This is a genomic window from Acidovorax sp. NPDC077693 (assembly GCF_044542805.1).
Lineage (GTDB): Bacteria > Pseudomonadota > Gammaproteobacteria > Burkholderiales > Burkholderiaceae_C > Acidovorax.
Genome location: NZ_JBITVD010000026.1, coordinates 25,169 through 40,065 on the forward strand (window position 1 = coordinate 25,169; position 14,897 = coordinate 40,065).

General features: G+C 67.9%; 18 protein-coding genes. All 18 read right to left on the reverse strand.

Annotation, left to right across the window (positions count from 1 at the left end):
• Positions 1–155: 155 nt before the first annotated feature.
• The 18 genes from sctC to sctE all read right to left on the reverse strand — a co-directional run bounded on the left by sctC (position 156) and on the right by sctE (position 14,889).
• A complete protein-coding gene (sctC, locus tag ACIGHN_RS26585) occupies positions 156–2,063 on the reverse strand; it encodes a type III secretion system outer membrane ring subunit SctC (RefSeq protein ID WP_396507212.1) in 1,908 nt (635 codons plus the stop codon).
• Between the two features lie 35 nt (positions 2,064–2,098).
• A complete protein-coding gene (locus tag ACIGHN_RS26590; RefSeq protein ID WP_396507214.1) occupies positions 2,099–2,512 on the reverse strand; it encodes a hypothetical protein in 414 nt (137 codons plus the stop codon).
• A gap of 25 nt (positions 2,513–2,537) precedes the next feature.
• Positions 2,538–3,590 carry a type III secretion system export apparatus subunit SctU gene (sctU, locus tag ACIGHN_RS26595; RefSeq protein WP_056416851.1) on the reverse strand — a complete coding sequence of 351 codons (1,053 nt, stop codon included), beginning with the start codon at positions 3,588–3,590 and terminating at the stop codon, positions 2,538–2,540.
• A gap of 8 nt (positions 3,591–3,598) precedes the next feature.
• Positions 3,599–4,408 (reverse strand): type III secretion system export apparatus subunit SctT, encoded by an 810-nt coding sequence (gene sctT, locus ACIGHN_RS26600; protein ID WP_056164708.1) that lies wholly within the window; start codon positions 4,406–4,408, stop codon positions 3,599–3,601.
• 53 nt (positions 4,409–4,461) lie between these two features.
• Positions 4,462–4,731: a type III secretion system export apparatus subunit SctS gene (gene sctS, locus ACIGHN_RS26605; protein WP_056416730.1), complete on the reverse strand. Its 270-nt coding sequence runs from the start codon at positions 4,729–4,731 to the stop codon at positions 4,462–4,464.
• 68 nt (positions 4,732–4,799) lie between these two features.
• Entirely contained in the window at positions 4,800–5,447 is a 648-nt protein-coding gene (sctR, locus tag ACIGHN_RS26610; RefSeq protein ID WP_056416733.1) for a type III secretion system export apparatus subunit SctR, read from the reverse strand.
• A gap of 7 nt (positions 5,448–5,454) precedes the next feature.
• A complete protein-coding gene (sctQ, locus tag ACIGHN_RS26615) occupies positions 5,455–6,528 on the reverse strand; it encodes a type III secretion system cytoplasmic ring protein SctQ (protein ID WP_396507217.1) in 1,074 nt (357 codons plus the stop codon).
• Between the two features lie 79 nt (positions 6,529–6,607).
• The gene (locus ACIGHN_RS26620) at positions 6,608–7,234 is read right to left on the reverse strand and encodes a hypothetical protein (protein WP_396507219.1); all 627 of its coding nucleotides are present in this window, start codon (positions 7,232–7,234) and stop codon (positions 6,608–6,610) included.
• Positions 7,235–7,373: 139 nt separating this feature from the next.
• A complete protein-coding gene (locus tag ACIGHN_RS26625) occupies positions 7,374–7,880 on the reverse strand; it encodes a YscO family type III secretion system apparatus protein (protein ID WP_056416741.1) in 507 nt (168 codons plus the stop codon).
• A complete protein-coding gene (gene sctN, locus ACIGHN_RS26630) occupies positions 7,877–9,217 on the reverse strand; it encodes a type III secretion system ATPase SctN (protein ID WP_156370654.1) in 1,341 nt (446 codons plus the stop codon). The genes ACIGHN_RS26625 and sctN overlap by 4 nt, the downstream gene beginning before the upstream one ends.
• A gap of 44 nt (positions 9,218–9,261) precedes the next feature.
• Positions 9,262–9,903: an HrpE/YscL family type III secretion apparatus protein gene (locus ACIGHN_RS26635; RefSeq protein WP_082485934.1), complete on the reverse strand. Its 642-nt coding sequence runs from the start codon at positions 9,901–9,903 to the stop codon at positions 9,262–9,264.
• Positions 9,873–10,571, reverse strand: a complete 699-nt coding sequence (locus tag ACIGHN_RS26640; protein ID WP_396507222.1) for a hypothetical protein — start codon at positions 10,569–10,571, stop codon at positions 9,873–9,875. Before ACIGHN_RS26640 ends, ACIGHN_RS26635 begins: the two co-directional genes overlap by 31 nt.
• A gap of 44 nt (positions 10,572–10,615) precedes the next feature.
• Positions 10,616–11,461 carry a type III secretion system inner membrane ring lipoprotein SctJ gene (gene sctJ, locus ACIGHN_RS26645; RefSeq protein ID WP_056416752.1) on the reverse strand — a complete coding sequence of 282 codons (846 nt, stop codon included), beginning with the start codon at positions 11,459–11,461 and terminating at the stop codon, positions 10,616–10,618.
• Positions 11,458–11,901, reverse strand: coding sequence for a type III secretion system inner rod subunit SctI (gene sctI / locus ACIGHN_RS26650; RefSeq protein ID WP_056416755.1), 444 nt, complete (start codon positions 11,899–11,901; stop codon positions 11,458–11,460). The genes sctJ and sctI overlap by 4 nt, the downstream gene beginning before the upstream one ends.
• A gap of 14 nt (positions 11,902–11,915) precedes the next feature.
• Positions 11,916–12,308, reverse strand: coding sequence for a hypothetical protein (locus ACIGHN_RS26655; RefSeq protein WP_056416758.1), 393 nt, complete (start codon positions 12,306–12,308; stop codon positions 11,916–11,918).
• A gap of 37 nt (positions 12,309–12,345) precedes the next feature.
• Complete coding sequence (locus tag ACIGHN_RS26660; protein WP_396507224.1) at positions 12,346–12,834, reverse strand: tetratricopeptide repeat protein; 489 nt, start codon at positions 12,832–12,834, stop codon at positions 12,346–12,348.
• 23 nt (positions 12,835–12,857) lie between these two features.
• A complete protein-coding gene (gene sctB / locus ACIGHN_RS26665; protein WP_396507225.1) occupies positions 12,858–13,727 on the reverse strand; it encodes a type III secretion system translocon subunit SctB in 870 nt (289 codons plus the stop codon).
• Between the two features lie 25 nt (positions 13,728–13,752).
• Positions 13,753–14,889, reverse strand: a complete 1,137-nt coding sequence (gene sctE, locus ACIGHN_RS26670; RefSeq protein WP_056416765.1) for a type III secretion system translocon subunit SctE — start codon at positions 14,887–14,889, stop codon at positions 13,753–13,755.
• Positions 14,890–14,897: the final 8 nt, after the last annotated feature.

Below are 14,897 nucleotides of genomic sequence, written 5' to 3' on the forward strand. Positions count from 1 at the left end.
CCGCACGACCCGGGTCCTCGCGCTTCGAACAAACCGATCCCGCCGCGCCCTCAAGCGCCTTGAGCTGCCCACGCCTTGCGCAGGGCGGGGCAGAGCGCGGGGCATGGCACCCCTCTCCCCCAGTTGCCGAGGATCCCCGGCCTTGTTGCGCCGCTCTACTGCTGCGTGGCGGGATTCCCGGTCATTGGCGGCAAGTATGCGGGGACTACCGGCGCGGGCTGCGGCACATTCAGCGGGGGCATGGCCACCGCAGGGCCGGTGCGCAGCGCATCCGCCGCCGATACCACGTTGGAGGGCAGCGATACCAGCCGGGGCTTGATCATGAACACGCGTTCACGCGACTGGACGTTGTTGACGCGGTTGGAGAAAAACAGGCCCACGACGGGCACGGCGCCCAGGCCAGGCACCTTGTTCAACTCGTTGGTCCGCTGCGTGCTTTTGTAGCCGCCGATGACCAGGGTCTGCCCTTCGCCGACGATGGCCTGGGTGCTCACCACGCTGCGCCGAACGGTAGGAATGGTGTCGACCGTCGTTTCCTGGATCTGCCCGTCCTCGATGTCCACGTCCAGCTGAATGACGGGCCCCTCATCGCGCTGAACGAAGTGCGGCGTCACCCGCAAGGTCGTGCCGGCCGTGATCGGCGTGATGGTGGCCACGCGTTCACCGATGCTGCGGATGTAGAAGGTCTCGGACAGGTCCAGCAGTGCCCCGATGTTGTCGATGGTGAGGATGGACGGTCGCGACTGGATGGATGCCTCTCCGGTGCCCTCCAGCGCGCGGATGCGGCTCATCAGGAAGTTGCCCGAGCTGACGACGAGGCTGGTGGGGTCCACGCTGGCGCCACGCTGCAGGGCGCCCAGCACCAGGTCGTTGCCATCGTCGACCCGGGTCATGTTGCCGAAGCCTCCCACGCTGCCACCGCGGCGGCCGCTCCAGGAGATGCCCAGCTCGTCCAGGCGGCTGGAGTTGATGTCGATGATCATCGCCTCGATCTCGATCAGCGGCGTGGGGATATCGAGCTGATCGATCAGCGCCTTGTACAGCGGTATGCGCTCGGGCGTGTCCTGCACGATGATGGCGTTGAGCCGCGAATCCGCCTGAATGGAGGGCGCCAGCCGCCGGGTGGACGACACGCTCGCCGCCCCGGAAGAGCCCCCGCGCCCGCCCACACCTGCGGCCGGGCCCGAGCCAGAACCCTGGGCGTTGGTCGCGCCCGTGCCTGACGCCGTTCCATTCGCCGAGGCCGCAGGCCCGGTCTGCATGCCGGAGCTTGCAGGGTCGAAGGAGATGCCGGCGGTGTTGGCCGCCACCGGCATCCCTGCCATGTTGCCGGACTGTCCTGCCACCGACGACAGCAGGGCGTTGTTCACCCCGGCAGTGCCAGCACTGCCGCTGATGAGGTTGCGCAGCACCTGCGCAAGCCCGGGCGTCGTGATCTGCCGGTCGCGGTAGAGAATGGTCCGGTCGTCCACCGACGCGTGTTTCAGGCGGAACACGGCCACCTGCTGCCCGCCCGCCATCAGCGGCAACGAGGCCATCGTGCGCTCGATCAAGGCCACGTAGGCGGGCGGGCCGGAGACCAGCGCCACCCCCTGCTCGGGCAATTCACCCCATCCGAAGCGTGTGTCCAGCACGCCCAGGCTGGTCAGCGCCTGGCGGACCGTGGCGATGCCGCTGCCGCCGCCAGTGATGCTGCGGGTGCTCATTTCGGTGGTGCGGCTCACGAACAGCGTGCCGGCGTGGGTGAACCAGGTCAGCCCGTAGACGCTGGCCATCCGGTCCATGAACTCGGTCGGGTTCTGGGCGTTGAATCGGCCGTTGACCTTGCCCTCCACCAGCGGCGAGAGTTCGAGCGACAGGCTGAAGCTGCTCGCAAAGTCCCGCAGCACGTTGGCGATGGGCGCGTTGTCTGCGTAGTAGCTGTAGGGCGCGTTGGCCCACGGCGGCGTGCCGGCCTGCGCGGGCGCAGCGCCCAGCAGCAGCGCGCATGCCAGGGCGATGGCGGAGCCCAGCGGGCCAGCGGCCGGCATGCGTGGGAAGAAGGAGCGTGGAGTGGCGTGCATAGGGTTCGGATCGTGCGCAGGGACAGGGGGATCAATCAGACGGTGGCGATGGCCTTGGACCAGAACGCCAGGGCATTCACAAAACCGCCCACGGCGTCGTCGATATCCTGGCCGGAGGCTGCAGGCGCCGTCTGCTGCAGCCAGATGGCGCGCGCGCGCTCATCGACCACGCAGCCGCTGGCATGGTCCTTCATGGTGCCGCAGGCCAGGCGCGCAACGCCCAGCAGCATGTCGTCCCGGGCCGGGCCGGGCTCCGGCAAGGTGCGCAGGCGCGCGCTCACTGCCACACCACCCTGGGGCAGTGCGCGCAGGCGGATGCGGTAGATGCCGTCCACGGTCATGTCGACGGGGGCACTGCTGGCGGCGCCCGGTGCCACCAGGCCGTGCTGGCTGGCGTAGGTCTGCAGCAGGCGGGCGGAAGCGGGGTCTGCGGGGGCGGATGATTTCATGGTGTTTCGGGATCGGGAGCGACGTTCAGGACAGGCCCGGATCGGCATTCATCTGTTGCAGCAGGCGCAGCAGTTCCGCCACGGGCTCCACCAGCTCGGAAGGGATGTACTGGCCGGCTTCGGCATGTTCGGTGAGGGCGCGGGCCAGCGGAATGTTCTGCATCACCGGCACACCGGCTTCGCGGGCTGCCTGCATCATGCGTTCGGCCAGCGCGCCTTCGCCCTTGGCCAGCACCACGGGCAGCGGCGTTTCTTCGGCGTCGTAGCGCAGGGCCACGGCCAGGTGGGTGGGGTTGGTGACCACCACGGTGGCCTTGCGGGAGCTTTCCACGGCGCCGTGCTGCATCATCTCCTGGTGCAGGTGCTTGCGCTGGTGCTTGATGTGGGGGTCGCCCTCCATCTCCTTGTACTCCTGCTTGATCTCGTCCTTGGACATCATCAGCCCCTTGCGGTACTGGTACCGCTGCCAGGCGAAGTCGGCCAGCGCAATGGCGCCATACGCCAGGCCGATGTGGATGAGCATGGTCTTGAGGAGCGCGGCCACCACCTGCCCCAGGCCCGGCAGGCCGGCCTGCGGAATGCTCGTCATGATCGGCAGCGCGTCCTTGATCAGCAGCGTCAGCAGGGTGGACAGGAACGCGATCTTGAGGATCGACTTCAAGAACTCCATGAGGTTCTTCTTGGAGAAGATGTTCTTGAGGTTGTCCAGGACGTTGAGCTTCTTGGCGGACGGCTTGAGTTTCTCGAAGGCGAACAGCACGCCCACCTGCAGCGCATCGGCAAACACACCGGCGCCCAGCACGATGCCGATGATGGGGAGGGTGAGCCACGCAGCTTCCCGCAGCAGTTCTTCCACCAGGGTGTTGGCCGCTTCGTTGAAGCCCAGCTTGAGCAGCGTGGTGGGCAGCAGGATCATCTGGCCCATCACCTCGACCATGTGCCCGGCACTGGCCAGCAGGTAGCCGAAGATGGCCAGGATCAGAAAGGTCTGTGTGAAGTCCTTGCTGTAAGCGACATCGCCCTTTTGCCGCGAATCGCGCAGGCGCTTGGAGGTGGGTTGTTCGGTCTTTTCGCTCATGGTGCTCCTCAGCCGCCGGACGGCGCCGCCCACTGCTCGCGCAGGAAAGGCAGGATGTGGCCCATGGACTCGACCTGCTCCGCGCCGTACTCGAAGAGCGACGCCCCATAAAGCAGCAGCACCAGCATCGCCAGCGCGCTCTTGATGGGCATGGCCATGAAGAACACCTGCAGCTGCGGCGCAAAGCGGCTCACGAGCGCCAGGCCGATCTCGGCGAGGAACATCGCCACCAGCACCGGCGCCGCCAGCAGCATGGCCATGCGCACCAGGCGGTCGAGCTGATCGAGCAGCAGGGGGATCGATTCAGGCCGCAGCGTGGGCGCCCACTGGGTCACGCTCCACAGGCCGAAGCTGTCGTACAGCACGCCCAGCAGCAGCGTGAAGCCCCCCGTGATGAGAAAGAACACGATGAACGCCTGGTTGAACAGGATGCCCAGCGGCGACGAGTCGTTGCCCGTCAGCGGGTTGAGCGTGGACGCGATGCTGGCCCCGCGCTGGTTGTCCACCAGGAACCCGACGGCTTCGAAGATCCAGAACGGGATGGCGGCGATGTAGCCGATGACGAAGCCGATGAACGCTTCCTTCATGATCAACAGCAGCAACTGCGCCGCGTGCAGTTCGGCCACCGCGATCTGCCCGGACAGCGCGGGCACCATGACGATGCCCAGCGACACGGCCACGGAAATGCGCAGCAGGCCCGGCACCAACTGGGTGTTGAAAAGCGGCAGGACGATGAACATGGCCAGGATGCGCGGTTGTGTCAGGGCCAGCGTTCCGATGAACGTCTTGGCTTCCTGGTAAGTAACCGGCAGGTCCATGCGGTTCCGTCCTGTGCGTGTGCGGGCTGAGGGCGTTGCTGTCCGTGCGGGGCTCAGCGGCCCAGCGACGGGATGGAGTCGAAGATCTGCACCGTGAAATTGAACATTTCGCCGCCGACCCAGCGGGCCGTCAGCAAAATGGTCACGGACACGGCGATCAGCTTCACGCCGAAGGACAGCGTCTGCTCCTGGATCTGCGTGAGCGCCTGGAACAGCGAGAACAAGGTACCCACGACCGAGCCCACGACGATGGGTGGCAGGGACAGCCAGAGCACCAGGTACAGCGCCTGGGTGAAGAACGAAACGACGTCGACGGATTGCATGTCAGTGGTCCAAGGTAGGGTGTGCCGCGCGTGGTGTTGCTGCCGTCAGCGCCAACAGGGGAGTGTGTTCATGCATAGGTGAGGACCAGGCCCTGGATCAGCCGCGACCAGCCGTCCACCATCACGAACAGGAAGAGCTTGAGCGGCAGGGAGATGGTCACGGGCGAGACCATCATCATCCCCATCGCCAAAAGGATGTTGGAGACGATCAGGTCGATCACCACGAACGGCAGATAGAGCAAAAAACCTATCTGGAACGCCGCCGTGAGCTCCGACACCACGAAGGCCGGCATCAGCACGATGAAGTCGCGCTGCGTGATGCCTTCCGACAGCTTGGGGCCCCACATGCGCTGCGCAGTGCGCACAAAAAAGTCGCGCTGCTCGGCCCGGCTGTTCTTGAGCATGAATTCGCGCAGCGGCTCCGCTCCGTCGCGCACCGCGCCGACCAACGTGGGCACGCTCTTGAGCGTGTCGGGGCGTTCGGTGAGCCGATCGAACATGTGCATGCCCACCGGCGCCATGACATAGGCCGACAGGATCAGCGCCATGCCGTACAGCGCCAGGTTGGGTGGCATCTGCTGCACCCCGATGGCATTGCGCAGCAGCGACATCACCACGGCGATCTTGAGGAAGCTCGTGCTCACCACCACCAGCGTGGGCATCAGCGCCATCAGGGCCAGCAGTACCGCCAGCGTGATCGGATCGAAATTGCTCATCGGGGACTCAGTGGCTGGCAGAGTGCAGGCTGCGCACGGACACGCCGATCTGGCCGTCGATGTCCACGAGGTCGCCTTCGCCCACCAGTGCGCCGTTGGCACGGATGCGCACGGCACCTGCCAACGGGTGGCCCAGGTCCAGTGTCTGGCCGGGCTGCAGGGCGCGCAGCTGCGCGAGCGTCAGGGTCACATCGCCCAGGTCGAAGGAAAGCCGCACCGGCACCGTGTCGAGTGCCGCGGTGTCGGTGGAAGGGGTGTCGGAGTTGGCGGGCATGGTTTCGGTCCAGGGGAGGATGACGGTAAGGCGGCTCGGCTGGGTGGCGTCGGCGGCATCGGCCGGCAGGGGCCACTGCACGTGCACGCCCTGGCGGCCGTCGGCGCTCAGCCACAGCGCACGGTCGGCCGTGGCGAAGAAGGCATCCAGCAGCACCACGTCGCCAAGCGCCAGCGTGGCGGCATCGCTGGCGGGCAGGCGGGTGAAGCCGACTTCCGCACGCAGGGTGACGGGCAGGCTGTCGTCCAGCGGGCCCGGCTGCGGCGGGCGCTTGCCGACCAGGCCTGCCACGAGCAGCAGCCCCAGCCCATCGAGGTGCAGCGAGCCGGCAATCGCCTGCACGCCGTCGTCAGCGGCCAGATAGACATCGCAGGCATGGGGCGGCAGGTTCTGCACGTCGCCTGGCTGCGCCGGGCCCCAGGCCAGCAGCTCTGGCGTGCCACGGCCCAGGGCCTGCAGGCTCTGGAGCAGCTCGCCCGCGCTGGCTTCCAGCACGGCATCGGCCAGGGTGGACGGGATGGCGGGCAGCGCGGCACCTTCCAGCACGCTGGCCAGGGCCTGTTCGATGGCTGCGGCGGGCAGCCGCAAGGCCATGGCGGCACCGGCCCATTCCAGGCGGAGAACGTAGCCGGGCTCGGGCCAGGGCGCGGCCGAGCCGGCCACCGGATGAAGGCGGGCCTGCCAGGCGGACGCGCCCAGGCGCAGCGGCAGCCCCGCGGCGCGCTGGGCAATGGTGGTGCGGGCCTGGGCCTCGTTGCGCGACAGGCGCAGGGGCTGCAAGGCGGCGGTGGCGTGGGGGGAGGACATGGGTGCTCGGTAAAAAGGCGAGTCGATGGGTGGTTCGGTCAGCGGTGCAAGCGGTGGGAAACAGGCAGCAGGTGGGGTGTCACCCGCCGGCGTGCGCCTCCACCAGGCAAAGATCTTCCGGGTCGTCGGTCTGCACCCGCACGGACACGCCCTGGGCCAGGCGCTCGGCCAGTCCGTCCGCCAGCCACTGCGCATTGCGCACGAGGCGTTCGCGCGACGACTCCTGCATGCAGGTGAACTGCGCCACGACGCGGCCACCGTCTTCGAAGATGTCGACCACCACGCCCGGCAGGCTGTCGTCCGCCAACTGGATCTGCACCGAGCGCCGGCCGGTGCTGCCGTCGCCCACCAGCAGCCGCTGGGCCATCTGCGACAAGGTCTCGCCAATGCCCCGGGGCGCATCGGCGGGGGCTGCCGCTGCGGTGCCCGCGGGCTGGACGGCCTGCTGCGGCACCTGGCCTGGCAGTGCCGCGGCACCGGCGCCAAAGAGGTCGAAGGGGCGCGGGGCGCTGGGCGGCTGCGCCGCGCCAGCGGGGGGCGCCGCACGCTGCTGTTCCAGCAGGCTGCGCAGTGCCTTCGCATCGTCGGACAGCGTGTCGGTGTCGCGGGGCTCGCCGCCGGTCTGCGCGCCAGTGCCGGTGCGGGCTTCGAACGCCGTCGACGCCGGCATGCCCAGGTCCAGGTGAATCGGTCGTTCGGTGTTCATGCCAGCACCTTTGCAGCCATGGGTGTTGGCATAAAAAATGGCCCCTGCCGCTCGATGGACGTGTTTCTTAAGCTATCAAATATGTAGCATTCGGTGTGTGGGCGGCTTTTGCAGCTGCGGGGTGCGCCTTGCAGGGGGGTCATGCCACGGCCTCCGGGTCGTACGCTTCCCAATCTTCGCGGTCGCGTTTCACGCTGGCAGCTTCTTCCATCTCCAGGTCTTCCTTGCGCTCGGTCTCCCGCATCTGCTCTTCGGCGTAGTTGCGCGCCAGGTCGACGAACTTGGATTTCTGCCGGCTGGCCTCCTGGTGGGCAGCGCGCGCCGTCTCCAGCTTCTCGTTGGCCTGCTCCTGCACCTTGGTGGCCGCCACGACCGCATCCTGCTGCTGCGCTTCGCGCTGGCGCAGGCCGACCACGGCCAACTGCACGTCTTCGATCTCGCGCAGCCGCACGATGCGTTCGCACAGGTCGCGGTAGAGCTGCATTTCGTGCGCCAGCCCTTCGCGCAGCAGGCGCTCCAGCAGCGCCTGGGCCGCCTCGCGGGCCTCGCGGGCCTCGCGCAGCGCATCACGCTGCACGCGCACCGCCGTCTCGGCCTTGTTCTCGCGAAAGGCCTTGATGGCGAGCAGGTCGCGGAAGATGCTCATCGGCGTACACCCGAGCCCACCAGGGCAGACAGTTGTTCCAGCGTCTGCTGCATGGTGGCGTGCTCGTCCGTGCGCTGCCGCAAGAACGTGCGGATGGCTTCGATCTTGTCGATGGCCTCGTCCGTCGTCGGGTCGCCGCCGCGCTTGTACTCGCCGATCTTCACCAGCAGCTCGACCTCTTCGTACTTGGCCATCAGCTCGCGCAGCCGGCCGGCCAGCTTCTTGTGCTCGGGCGTGATCACGGCGTTCATCACGCGCGATGCCGACGCCAGCACGTCCACCGCAGGGTAGTGGTTGGCGGCGCCCAGCTTGCGCGACAGCACGATGTGCCCGTCCAGGATGGACCGGGTTTCGTCGGCGATCGGCTCGGTCATGTCGTCGCCTTCCACCAGCACGGTGTACAGCGCGGTGATCGATCCCTTGTCGTTCATGCCCACGCGCTCCATGAGCTTGGGCAGGGTGGCGAACACGCTGGGCGGGTAGCCGCGCCGTGTGGGCGGCTCGCCCGCTGCCAGCCCGATCTCGCGCTGCGCCCGGGCAAAACGCGTGACCGAGTCCATGAGGAACAGCACCTTCTTGCCCTGGTCGCGGAAGTACTCGGCGATGGCGGTGGCGACGTACGCGGCCTTGGCGCGCTCCATGGACGACTTGTCGCTGGTGGCGCAGACGATCACGCTCTTGCGCCGGCCTTCCTCGCCCAGTTCGTGCTCCAGGAACTCGCGCACTTCGCGGCCCCGCTCGCCGATCAGCGCCACCACGGTCACATCCACTGCGGCGCCTTTGACCAGCATGCCCATCAAGGTGGACTTGCCGCCGCCCGCCGCCGCGAAGATGCCCATGCGCTGGCCCTCGCCGCAGGTCAGCACCGAGTCGAGCACCCGCACGCCCAGCTCCATCGGCTCGCTGATGATGCGGCGCTTGAGCGGATCGGGCGCATCCGCGAAGACTGGGTAGAACTTGGTGGCCTCCAGCGGGCCGCGCTCGGCCTCGTCCAGGGGCCGGCCCAGGCCGTCCAGCACGCGGCCCAGCAGGCCGAAGCCCACGGGCACCATGTGCGCGCGGCCGGTGGGGATGACCTCGGTCGCGGCAGAGATGCCGTACATGTCGCCGATGGGCGTGAGCAGCGCGGCGTCGCGTGCAAAGCCCACCACCTCGGCCTTCATCTCGAAATCCTCGCCGGGGTTGCGCAGCACGCACACCTCGCCGACCTTCACCGTGGGCACCACGGCCTTGATGATGGTGCCGATCACCTGCGTGACGCGGCCCTTGATCTGCAGCACCGGCGTGTCGTCCAGCGCCAGCTGCATCATCTCGGCGATGTAGTCGAACTGGCGCACCGAGCGCGTGGCGCCCTGCGGGTGGCCGGGGGTGCCGGGGGGTGTCATATGCGGCTGCCCAGCACTTTCTGGAACGCGCCCTGCAGCGCGGCGATCTGCCCGTCGATGCTTGCCTCCACCAGGCCGATCTCGCTTTCCAGGATGCACGCCTCCTTGCCCAGGCGGCCGTCGCCCACAATGTCCAGGTAGCCCACGCCGGGGTACGCGGCCAGCAGGTCGTTCACCCGCGCGCGCACCGTGTCGACCTGCTGCGGGTGCAGGCGCAGCGTCATCTGCTTTTGGTTGCGCACCACCGACAGTGCGTTCTTCACCACGATGATCACGCGGTCGGCGTCGTCGTAGCCGTCGATGATCTTGCGCACCGCAGACATCACCAGGGCGACCATGTCGGTCTCGACCTTGGAGAAGTAGTCCACCGTGCGGCTCACGTTCTCGATCATCTTCTCGGCCTGCTCCAGCTGGGCCTCGGCCACGCCTTCCTCATAGCCGCGCTGGCGCTCTTCTTCGAAGGCGGCCTGCGCCTGCGCCACGATGGCATCGGCCTGCGCGCGCGCCGCGGCAATCAGGCCTTGCGCGTCGGTCCAGGCGGCCACGTCGGCGGCGCGCACCACGCGGCTGCCCGGTGCGATGCGCGCTTGCAGCGTGCGCTGGGGGGTCAGCGGGTCGCGGGGAAGTTGGAAAGCCATGCAGGGTCCAGTCGGGCCAGTAGTTGAAGGCAAAGTTGTCGCGCGCCCTGAGGGTCCAGGGCGCTGGCGGTGCGCACCGCAGTGTCTTCGACTGCCGTGGGGGGCAGCTTCCAGTCGGCGCGCAGTTTGAGGGGCGCGGGGGCATCCTGCCAGGACTGGGCGATGACGCCAGCGCCCAGCAGGTCTGCCGCCTCGCCCAGGTCGGACTGGGTCCATCGGCCGGGGTCTGCCAGGCCGGGGTGGACATCTGCTGCGCCGTGGCGGGCCCATTCCAGGGCCGGCGCGCCCAGGGATTCACGGGCCGACAGCACCGCGTCGCGGGCGATGGTGCGGCGCAGGTAGCCGCCCAGCAGCGCCACCCCTGCATCGCGTGCCACGCGGCCCAGCAACGCCGGTGCGGCCAGCGCCACCGGCAACGCCGCGTGGGACAGGTCCAGCACGGGCTGCGCGTGGTCGCCCAACTGGGCCAGCAGTTGCGCAGACCAGCGCCGGTGCAGTGCGCGCTGCACGGCGGGGGGCGCGGCCAGGGCTGCTGGCCCCTGCGGCGGCATGCCGGCATGCGCCAAGGCCTGCGCGCGGCCGGCGTGCAGGCTGCGGCTGGGCAGCAGGTTGAACTCCTGCAGCGGTGCCTGCAGAAGACGGGGGGAGAAAGCGGCCTGTGCGGGCATGCGAGAGGGGCGGGCTGAACGTGAAGGCGGGTGGGGTGGTGCGGTCAGGCGGCCCGTGCCAGGCCATCACCGCGTGCGGCAGCCTTGCGGGCTGGCAGCACATAGCGCCACAGCAGAAAGCCCAACGCCGCCAGGGACAGCACCGCCACCGCCAGCAGGCCCCACAGCACGCTGCCCAGCGTGCCGGCGCTGCTGCTGGGCACCGCGATGCCCCAGACCGTGCTGCCTGCGCCGGCGCCAGTCTCTGCGCGGACGCCGTTGGTGCGGGGCTGCGCGGCCACGAAGATCACAGAGACCCGGTCGGCCGTGAGGCCCGGAATGCTGTTGGTCACCAGCCTGCGGATCTGCGGCTGGATCACATCCAGGTTGTAGCCCTCCTGGTGCTTGATGAACACGGCCGACGTCGACAGCACGCCGGTTTCGCCCGCGGGGCCGCGCTCGGGCAGCACCACGTGCACGCGGGCGGCCAGTACGCCGTCGATCTTGGACAGGGTGTTGGACAGCTCCTGCGACAGCGCGTAGATGTAGCGCGCACGCTCTTCCAGCGGCGAGGAGATCAGGCCTTCCTTCTTGAACACCTGCCCCATGCCGGCGAAGCGTTCGCGCGGCAGGCCGTTCTCGCGCAAGATCTCGAGTGCGCGGCCCACCTGGCTGGCATCGACGCGCACGCCGACCATGCCTTCCTTGCCGGCGATCTTCTCGGCGGGAATGTCGGCTTTCAGCAGCGCCGAGAGCACGTCGTTGGCTTCGTCTTCGGGGATGGACCCCATCAGGTCGACGCGCGCTCCGCAGGCCGCCACCAGCGCCAGCAGGGCGCAGGCCAGGGACACACGCAGCCAGCGCGCCAGCGATGAGGAGCCCGTCGAGCCCGTTGAAAAATGCAGCTTCATTGGATGCGTACCAACTGATCGAAATTCTGGGTGGAACGGCTGACGGCCTTGCCGACGAGGTCGTACTGCACGGACACCTGCACCAGCTGCAGCTGCAGCTTGAGCAGGTCCTGCATGCCCATGGATTGCGAGTTCGCGTCCAGCGACGCGGACACCGACTTCCAGGCCGACTGGAAGTCGCTCGACACCCCCTGCATGCCCGCCAGGATGCGGTCGCCCACCGACGACGGTCCCTTGACTGCTGCGGCCGTGCTGCCGGCGGCGGGTTGCGCCGCCATGGATGCGGCCACGCTGTCCATGGCGGTGGGGGCTGCCGGCGGAGCCTGCATCAGTGCAGCGAAGCGCGCGGTGGCCGACGCATCGGGCACCGCGGTGGCGACCGCAGGCGATGAGAGGGCCGGCAAAGTGGTGGCAACCAGTGGGCTTGCAACGATGTCCATGGTGGTTCCTAGGGTCAGGATGGGGATGTGGAAAGACCGGGCTGCTGCGTGCTGCCGGGGATGCCGGCGGGTTGGCCCAGCAGGCGCTGTGCCAGCCGCACACCCTCGGTGGTGTCTGCCGTGCTGCCATTGTCACCGCGCGCTGCCACGGGGCGCAAGACGCGCATGGCTTCTCCGGCCCGGCCGTCGAGCTGCAAGGCCAGGCCAAGAAAGGCCTGCACCAGGTCGGTGTCTTCGCCGGCCGAGGTCCGGGCATCCGACAGCCGCGTGGCTGCATCGCCAGCACGGCCCGCATTGAGCAACGCCGTGGCCATGCCGATGTGTCCGAAGGCGCGGTCGGGCCGCACGCGCAAAAGCGCGCCGAAGATTCGTTCGGCGCGCTGTACGTCCGCGCGGGCGGAGGCCATGAACCCGACCTCGGTCAGCAGGCGGATGTCCGGGGCGTCAAGCAGACACGGCCCCCTTGGCGGACGACAGCAGGCCCAGCAGGGCTTCGGCACGGTCGCCGACCTTGCCGGTGATCGCGTTTTCCTTGCAGTACTGCAGCAGCGTGGTCACCGTGTCCTGGGCTTCCTCGAATTCACGCTTGAGCAGCAGGCACTCGACGATGGCCATGTTGTGGTCCAGGTTGTCCGGATCGATGGTGGCCAGGAACGAGTACACGTTCAGCGCCTCGTCGTAGCGCTCCATCATGCGGTAGGTCAGCGCCAGGCCCTGCAGGTAGGCCGTGTCGGTCGGCTTGTACAGCGTGAGCAGCGAGAAGTAGCGGTAGGCCGTCTCGTAGCGGTTTTGCCCGACCAGCTGGTAGGCCAGTGCGTAGATGGCGTCGGCGTCGGCCGTGGACAGGCGCGTGTTGGACGGCAGGGACTCGAGTGCGGCCTTGAGGTCCAGGATGGACTGGACGGCGGCGGAGGGAGAAGCGGTGTTCGACATGGCGGCTGGGTTCCTCTCGGTGATCAGATGTTGCGCGCGATGCCGCGGTTGGTTTCGATGGACGCCTGCTGGATGGAGGACAGCTTTTCGCGCACGTCGCGGATCACGTCCATCATCTGCTGCATCATGTCGTTGGCATGCTGCACGCCGGTCTCGGCGACCTTGGCCTGGGTTTCCAGGTTCATCTTGTCGGCGTCGAGCAGATCGGCCTTGTGGGTGAACGAAGCGCCGATGATGCCGCCCAGGCCTGCGGTGATGCCGCCTGAGGCCTGTGCATAGCTCACCTGCGCCTGGCCGGTGGCCGTCAGCTTGGCGGCATCGGCCTTGGCGCCAGTCATGACGGCTGCCTTGGGGCTCATCGCATCGGCTTCTGCACCCATCTTGGCGCCCTTGACCGTGTTGGAAATGGAAGCTGCCGACAAGCCGACCTGCATCACGCCACCCGCAATTTGCATGGCTCCCTGCACGACGGCTGCCGTGAGGCGCTCAGCCGCTGCGTCCTTCATCTTTTCGGCCGCGTTTTGCAGCGACGACACTTGCGCCTGCATGTCGGTCGTGCGCTGCGTGCGGGCCGTGTCGCGCATTTGCTGCGCGAGCTTCTGGAACAGCGCCATGAAGGCAAAGATGTCCGCCGTGACCTGGGTGTCCGAGAAGCCGCCCAGATTGTTCAGCGCCGCTTCCTGGGCCTTCGGGTCGCTGGACGATGCAGGCGTCTTGAGTGCATCCGCCGCGCTCTTGGCGCCGCCTGCGGGGCCGCCTTTCGCGCCCAGCAGCGCCTCGATGTCGATTTCAGAATAGCCCTTGGCCCCGGCGGTCTTGCCTGCGGCCTGGGTGGGGCCGGTGTCGCCCAGCGGGGCGAGGGTGGGGGCTCTTTGGATGCCGTCGATGCTCATGAAATTCTCCTTGGCGCCTGGTGCGTCAAATGGTTTGTGCCTTGCCGGACAGGTTCGATGCAATCTGGGCGCGGCTCTCCCCAGCGGAATTGATCATCTTGCTGACGATGTTCATGCCTTCCATCATCTGGTCGAGCACCTTCTTGATTTCGTCCCGGTCCTCGTCCATCTGCTTTTGCAGCTTGGCGATGATGGCGTCGATCTTCTTCTTGTCGGCCTGGATGAGGGTCGCGTCGCGCTGGTCGTGCGCCACCGCGATGTCCACGCCGCCCTTGGCGGCCGTGGTCGCACCGGCGACGACGCCTGCCACCGCCTGGCCGACGCGGGCCGCCGTGAGGATCATCTTTTGCACGTCGCTCACTGCCGATGCGCCGCCGGTGAGGGCGATGGACGCAGCCATGATGGCGATGGTGGCCACCACCGCGAACGTGGCCGACACGATGGCGGCCTGCTCGTCGCTGGCGCCGAAGGCCTTGGCCAGTTCACCCATGCCCTTGCCGATGATCGAGCCCGGGTCCATCCACTGGGTGACGTGATCGAACCCCTTGCCCCCGTTGGCCTTGTCGACTTCGCTGGCAATGTCGACCGCAGAGGAGGCCAGGGCGAGCACCGCCAAGGCCAGCAATGGGGCTGCCGCACCGCCGGTCGCCACGGTGGCGACAGCGGCTGCCACCACCGCGAATGCGGCGGCGATGGCACCGGCGATCTTCTTGAACCAGTTCAGCACGCCGCCGGCCTTTTCCTTGGCGGACGCCTCTTCGCACTTCTTGATCCAGTCGTTGATCTTGTCGGTGGCGCGCTGGTTCTGGTCTTCCAGCTTTTTCTTGTTGGTGTTGATGCCTTCCTTGGCCGTGGACAACTGGGCTTCCTGGGTCTTGCCCTGCAGGACCAGGAGCGTGGCCGCCATGTCTTCGGCCGAGAAGTTGACCGTGACGCCGTCCAGCTGGGGCGCGCCGTTGCCGTTGACGATGGAGTTGCCGCCCGTGCTGCCCTGTGGATTCAAGGTTTTGATCGTGCCGGCAAGGTCCGCGATTTCCTTGAGGGACTGGGTGGGGTCGAGCCGCGCCTGCTGCATGCGGCTGGCCACCTCGGCACTCAGGTCGCTGGGCTGAAAGGGGGTGAAAGCGGCGGGGCCGCCTGCCACGCGGGTGATGTCGTTCATGGGATCTC

Bases quoted from the DNA above. Each gene is read 5' to 3' on its own strand.
- sctC (WP_396507212.1), bottom strand. From the start codon at position 2,063: ATGCACGCCACTCCACGCTCCTTCTTCCCACGCATGCCGGCCGCTGGC.
- ACIGHN_RS26590 (WP_396507214.1), bottom strand. From the start codon at position 2,512: ATGAAATCATCCGCCCCCGCAGACCCCGCTTCCGCCCGCCTGCTGCAG.
- sctU (WP_056416851.1), bottom strand. From the start codon at position 3,590: ATGAGCGAAAAGACCGAACAACCCACCTCCAAGCGCCTGCGCGATTCG.
- sctT (WP_056164708.1), bottom strand. From the start codon at position 4,408: ATGGACCTGCCGGTTACTTACCAGGAAGCCAAGACGTTCATCGGAACG.
- sctS (WP_056416730.1), bottom strand. From the start codon at position 4,731: ATGCAATCCGTCGACGTCGTTTCGTTCTTCACCCAGGCGCTGTACCTG.
- sctR (WP_056416733.1), bottom strand. From the start codon at position 5,447: ATGAGCAATTTCGATCCGATCACGCTGGCGGTACTGCTGGCCCTGATG.
- sctQ (WP_396507217.1), bottom strand. From the start codon at position 6,528: ATGTCCTCCCCCCACGCCACCGCCGCCTTGCAGCCCCTGCGCCTGTCG.
- ACIGHN_RS26620 (WP_396507219.1), bottom strand. From the start codon at position 7,234: ATGAACACCGAACGACCGATTCACCTGGACCTGGGCATGCCGGCGTCG.
- ACIGHN_RS26625 (WP_056416741.1), bottom strand. From the start codon at position 7,880: ATGAGCATCTTCCGCGACCTGCTCGCCATCAAGGCCTTTCGCGAGAAC.
- ACIGHN_RS26635 (WP_082485934.1), bottom strand. From the start codon at position 9,903: ATGGCTTTCCAACTTCCCCGCGACCCGCTGACCCCCCAGCGCACGCTG.
- ACIGHN_RS26640 (WP_396507222.1), bottom strand. From the start codon at position 10,571: ATGCCCGCACAGGCCGCTTTCTCCCCCCGTCTTCTGCAGGCACCGCTG.
- sctJ (WP_056416752.1), bottom strand. From the start codon at position 11,461: ATGAAGCTGCATTTTTCAACGGGCTCGACGGGCTCCTCATCGCTGGCG.
- sctI (WP_056416755.1), bottom strand. From the start codon at position 11,901: ATGGACATCGTTGCAAGCCCACTGGTTGCCACCACTTTGCCGGCCCTC.
- ACIGHN_RS26655 (WP_056416758.1), bottom strand. From the start codon at position 12,308: ATGGCCTCCGCCCGCGCGGACGTACAGCGCGCCGAACGAATCTTCGGC.
- ACIGHN_RS26660 (WP_396507224.1), bottom strand. From the start codon at position 12,834: ATGTCGAACACCGCTTCTCCCTCCGCCGCCGTCCAGTCCATCCTGGAC.
- sctB (WP_396507225.1), bottom strand. From the start codon at position 13,727: ATGAGCATCGACGGCATCCAAAGAGCCCCCACCCTCGCCCCGCTGGGC.
- sctE (WP_056416765.1), bottom strand. From the start codon at position 14,889: ATGAACGACATCACCCGCGTGGCAGGCGGCCCCGCCGCTTTCACCCCC.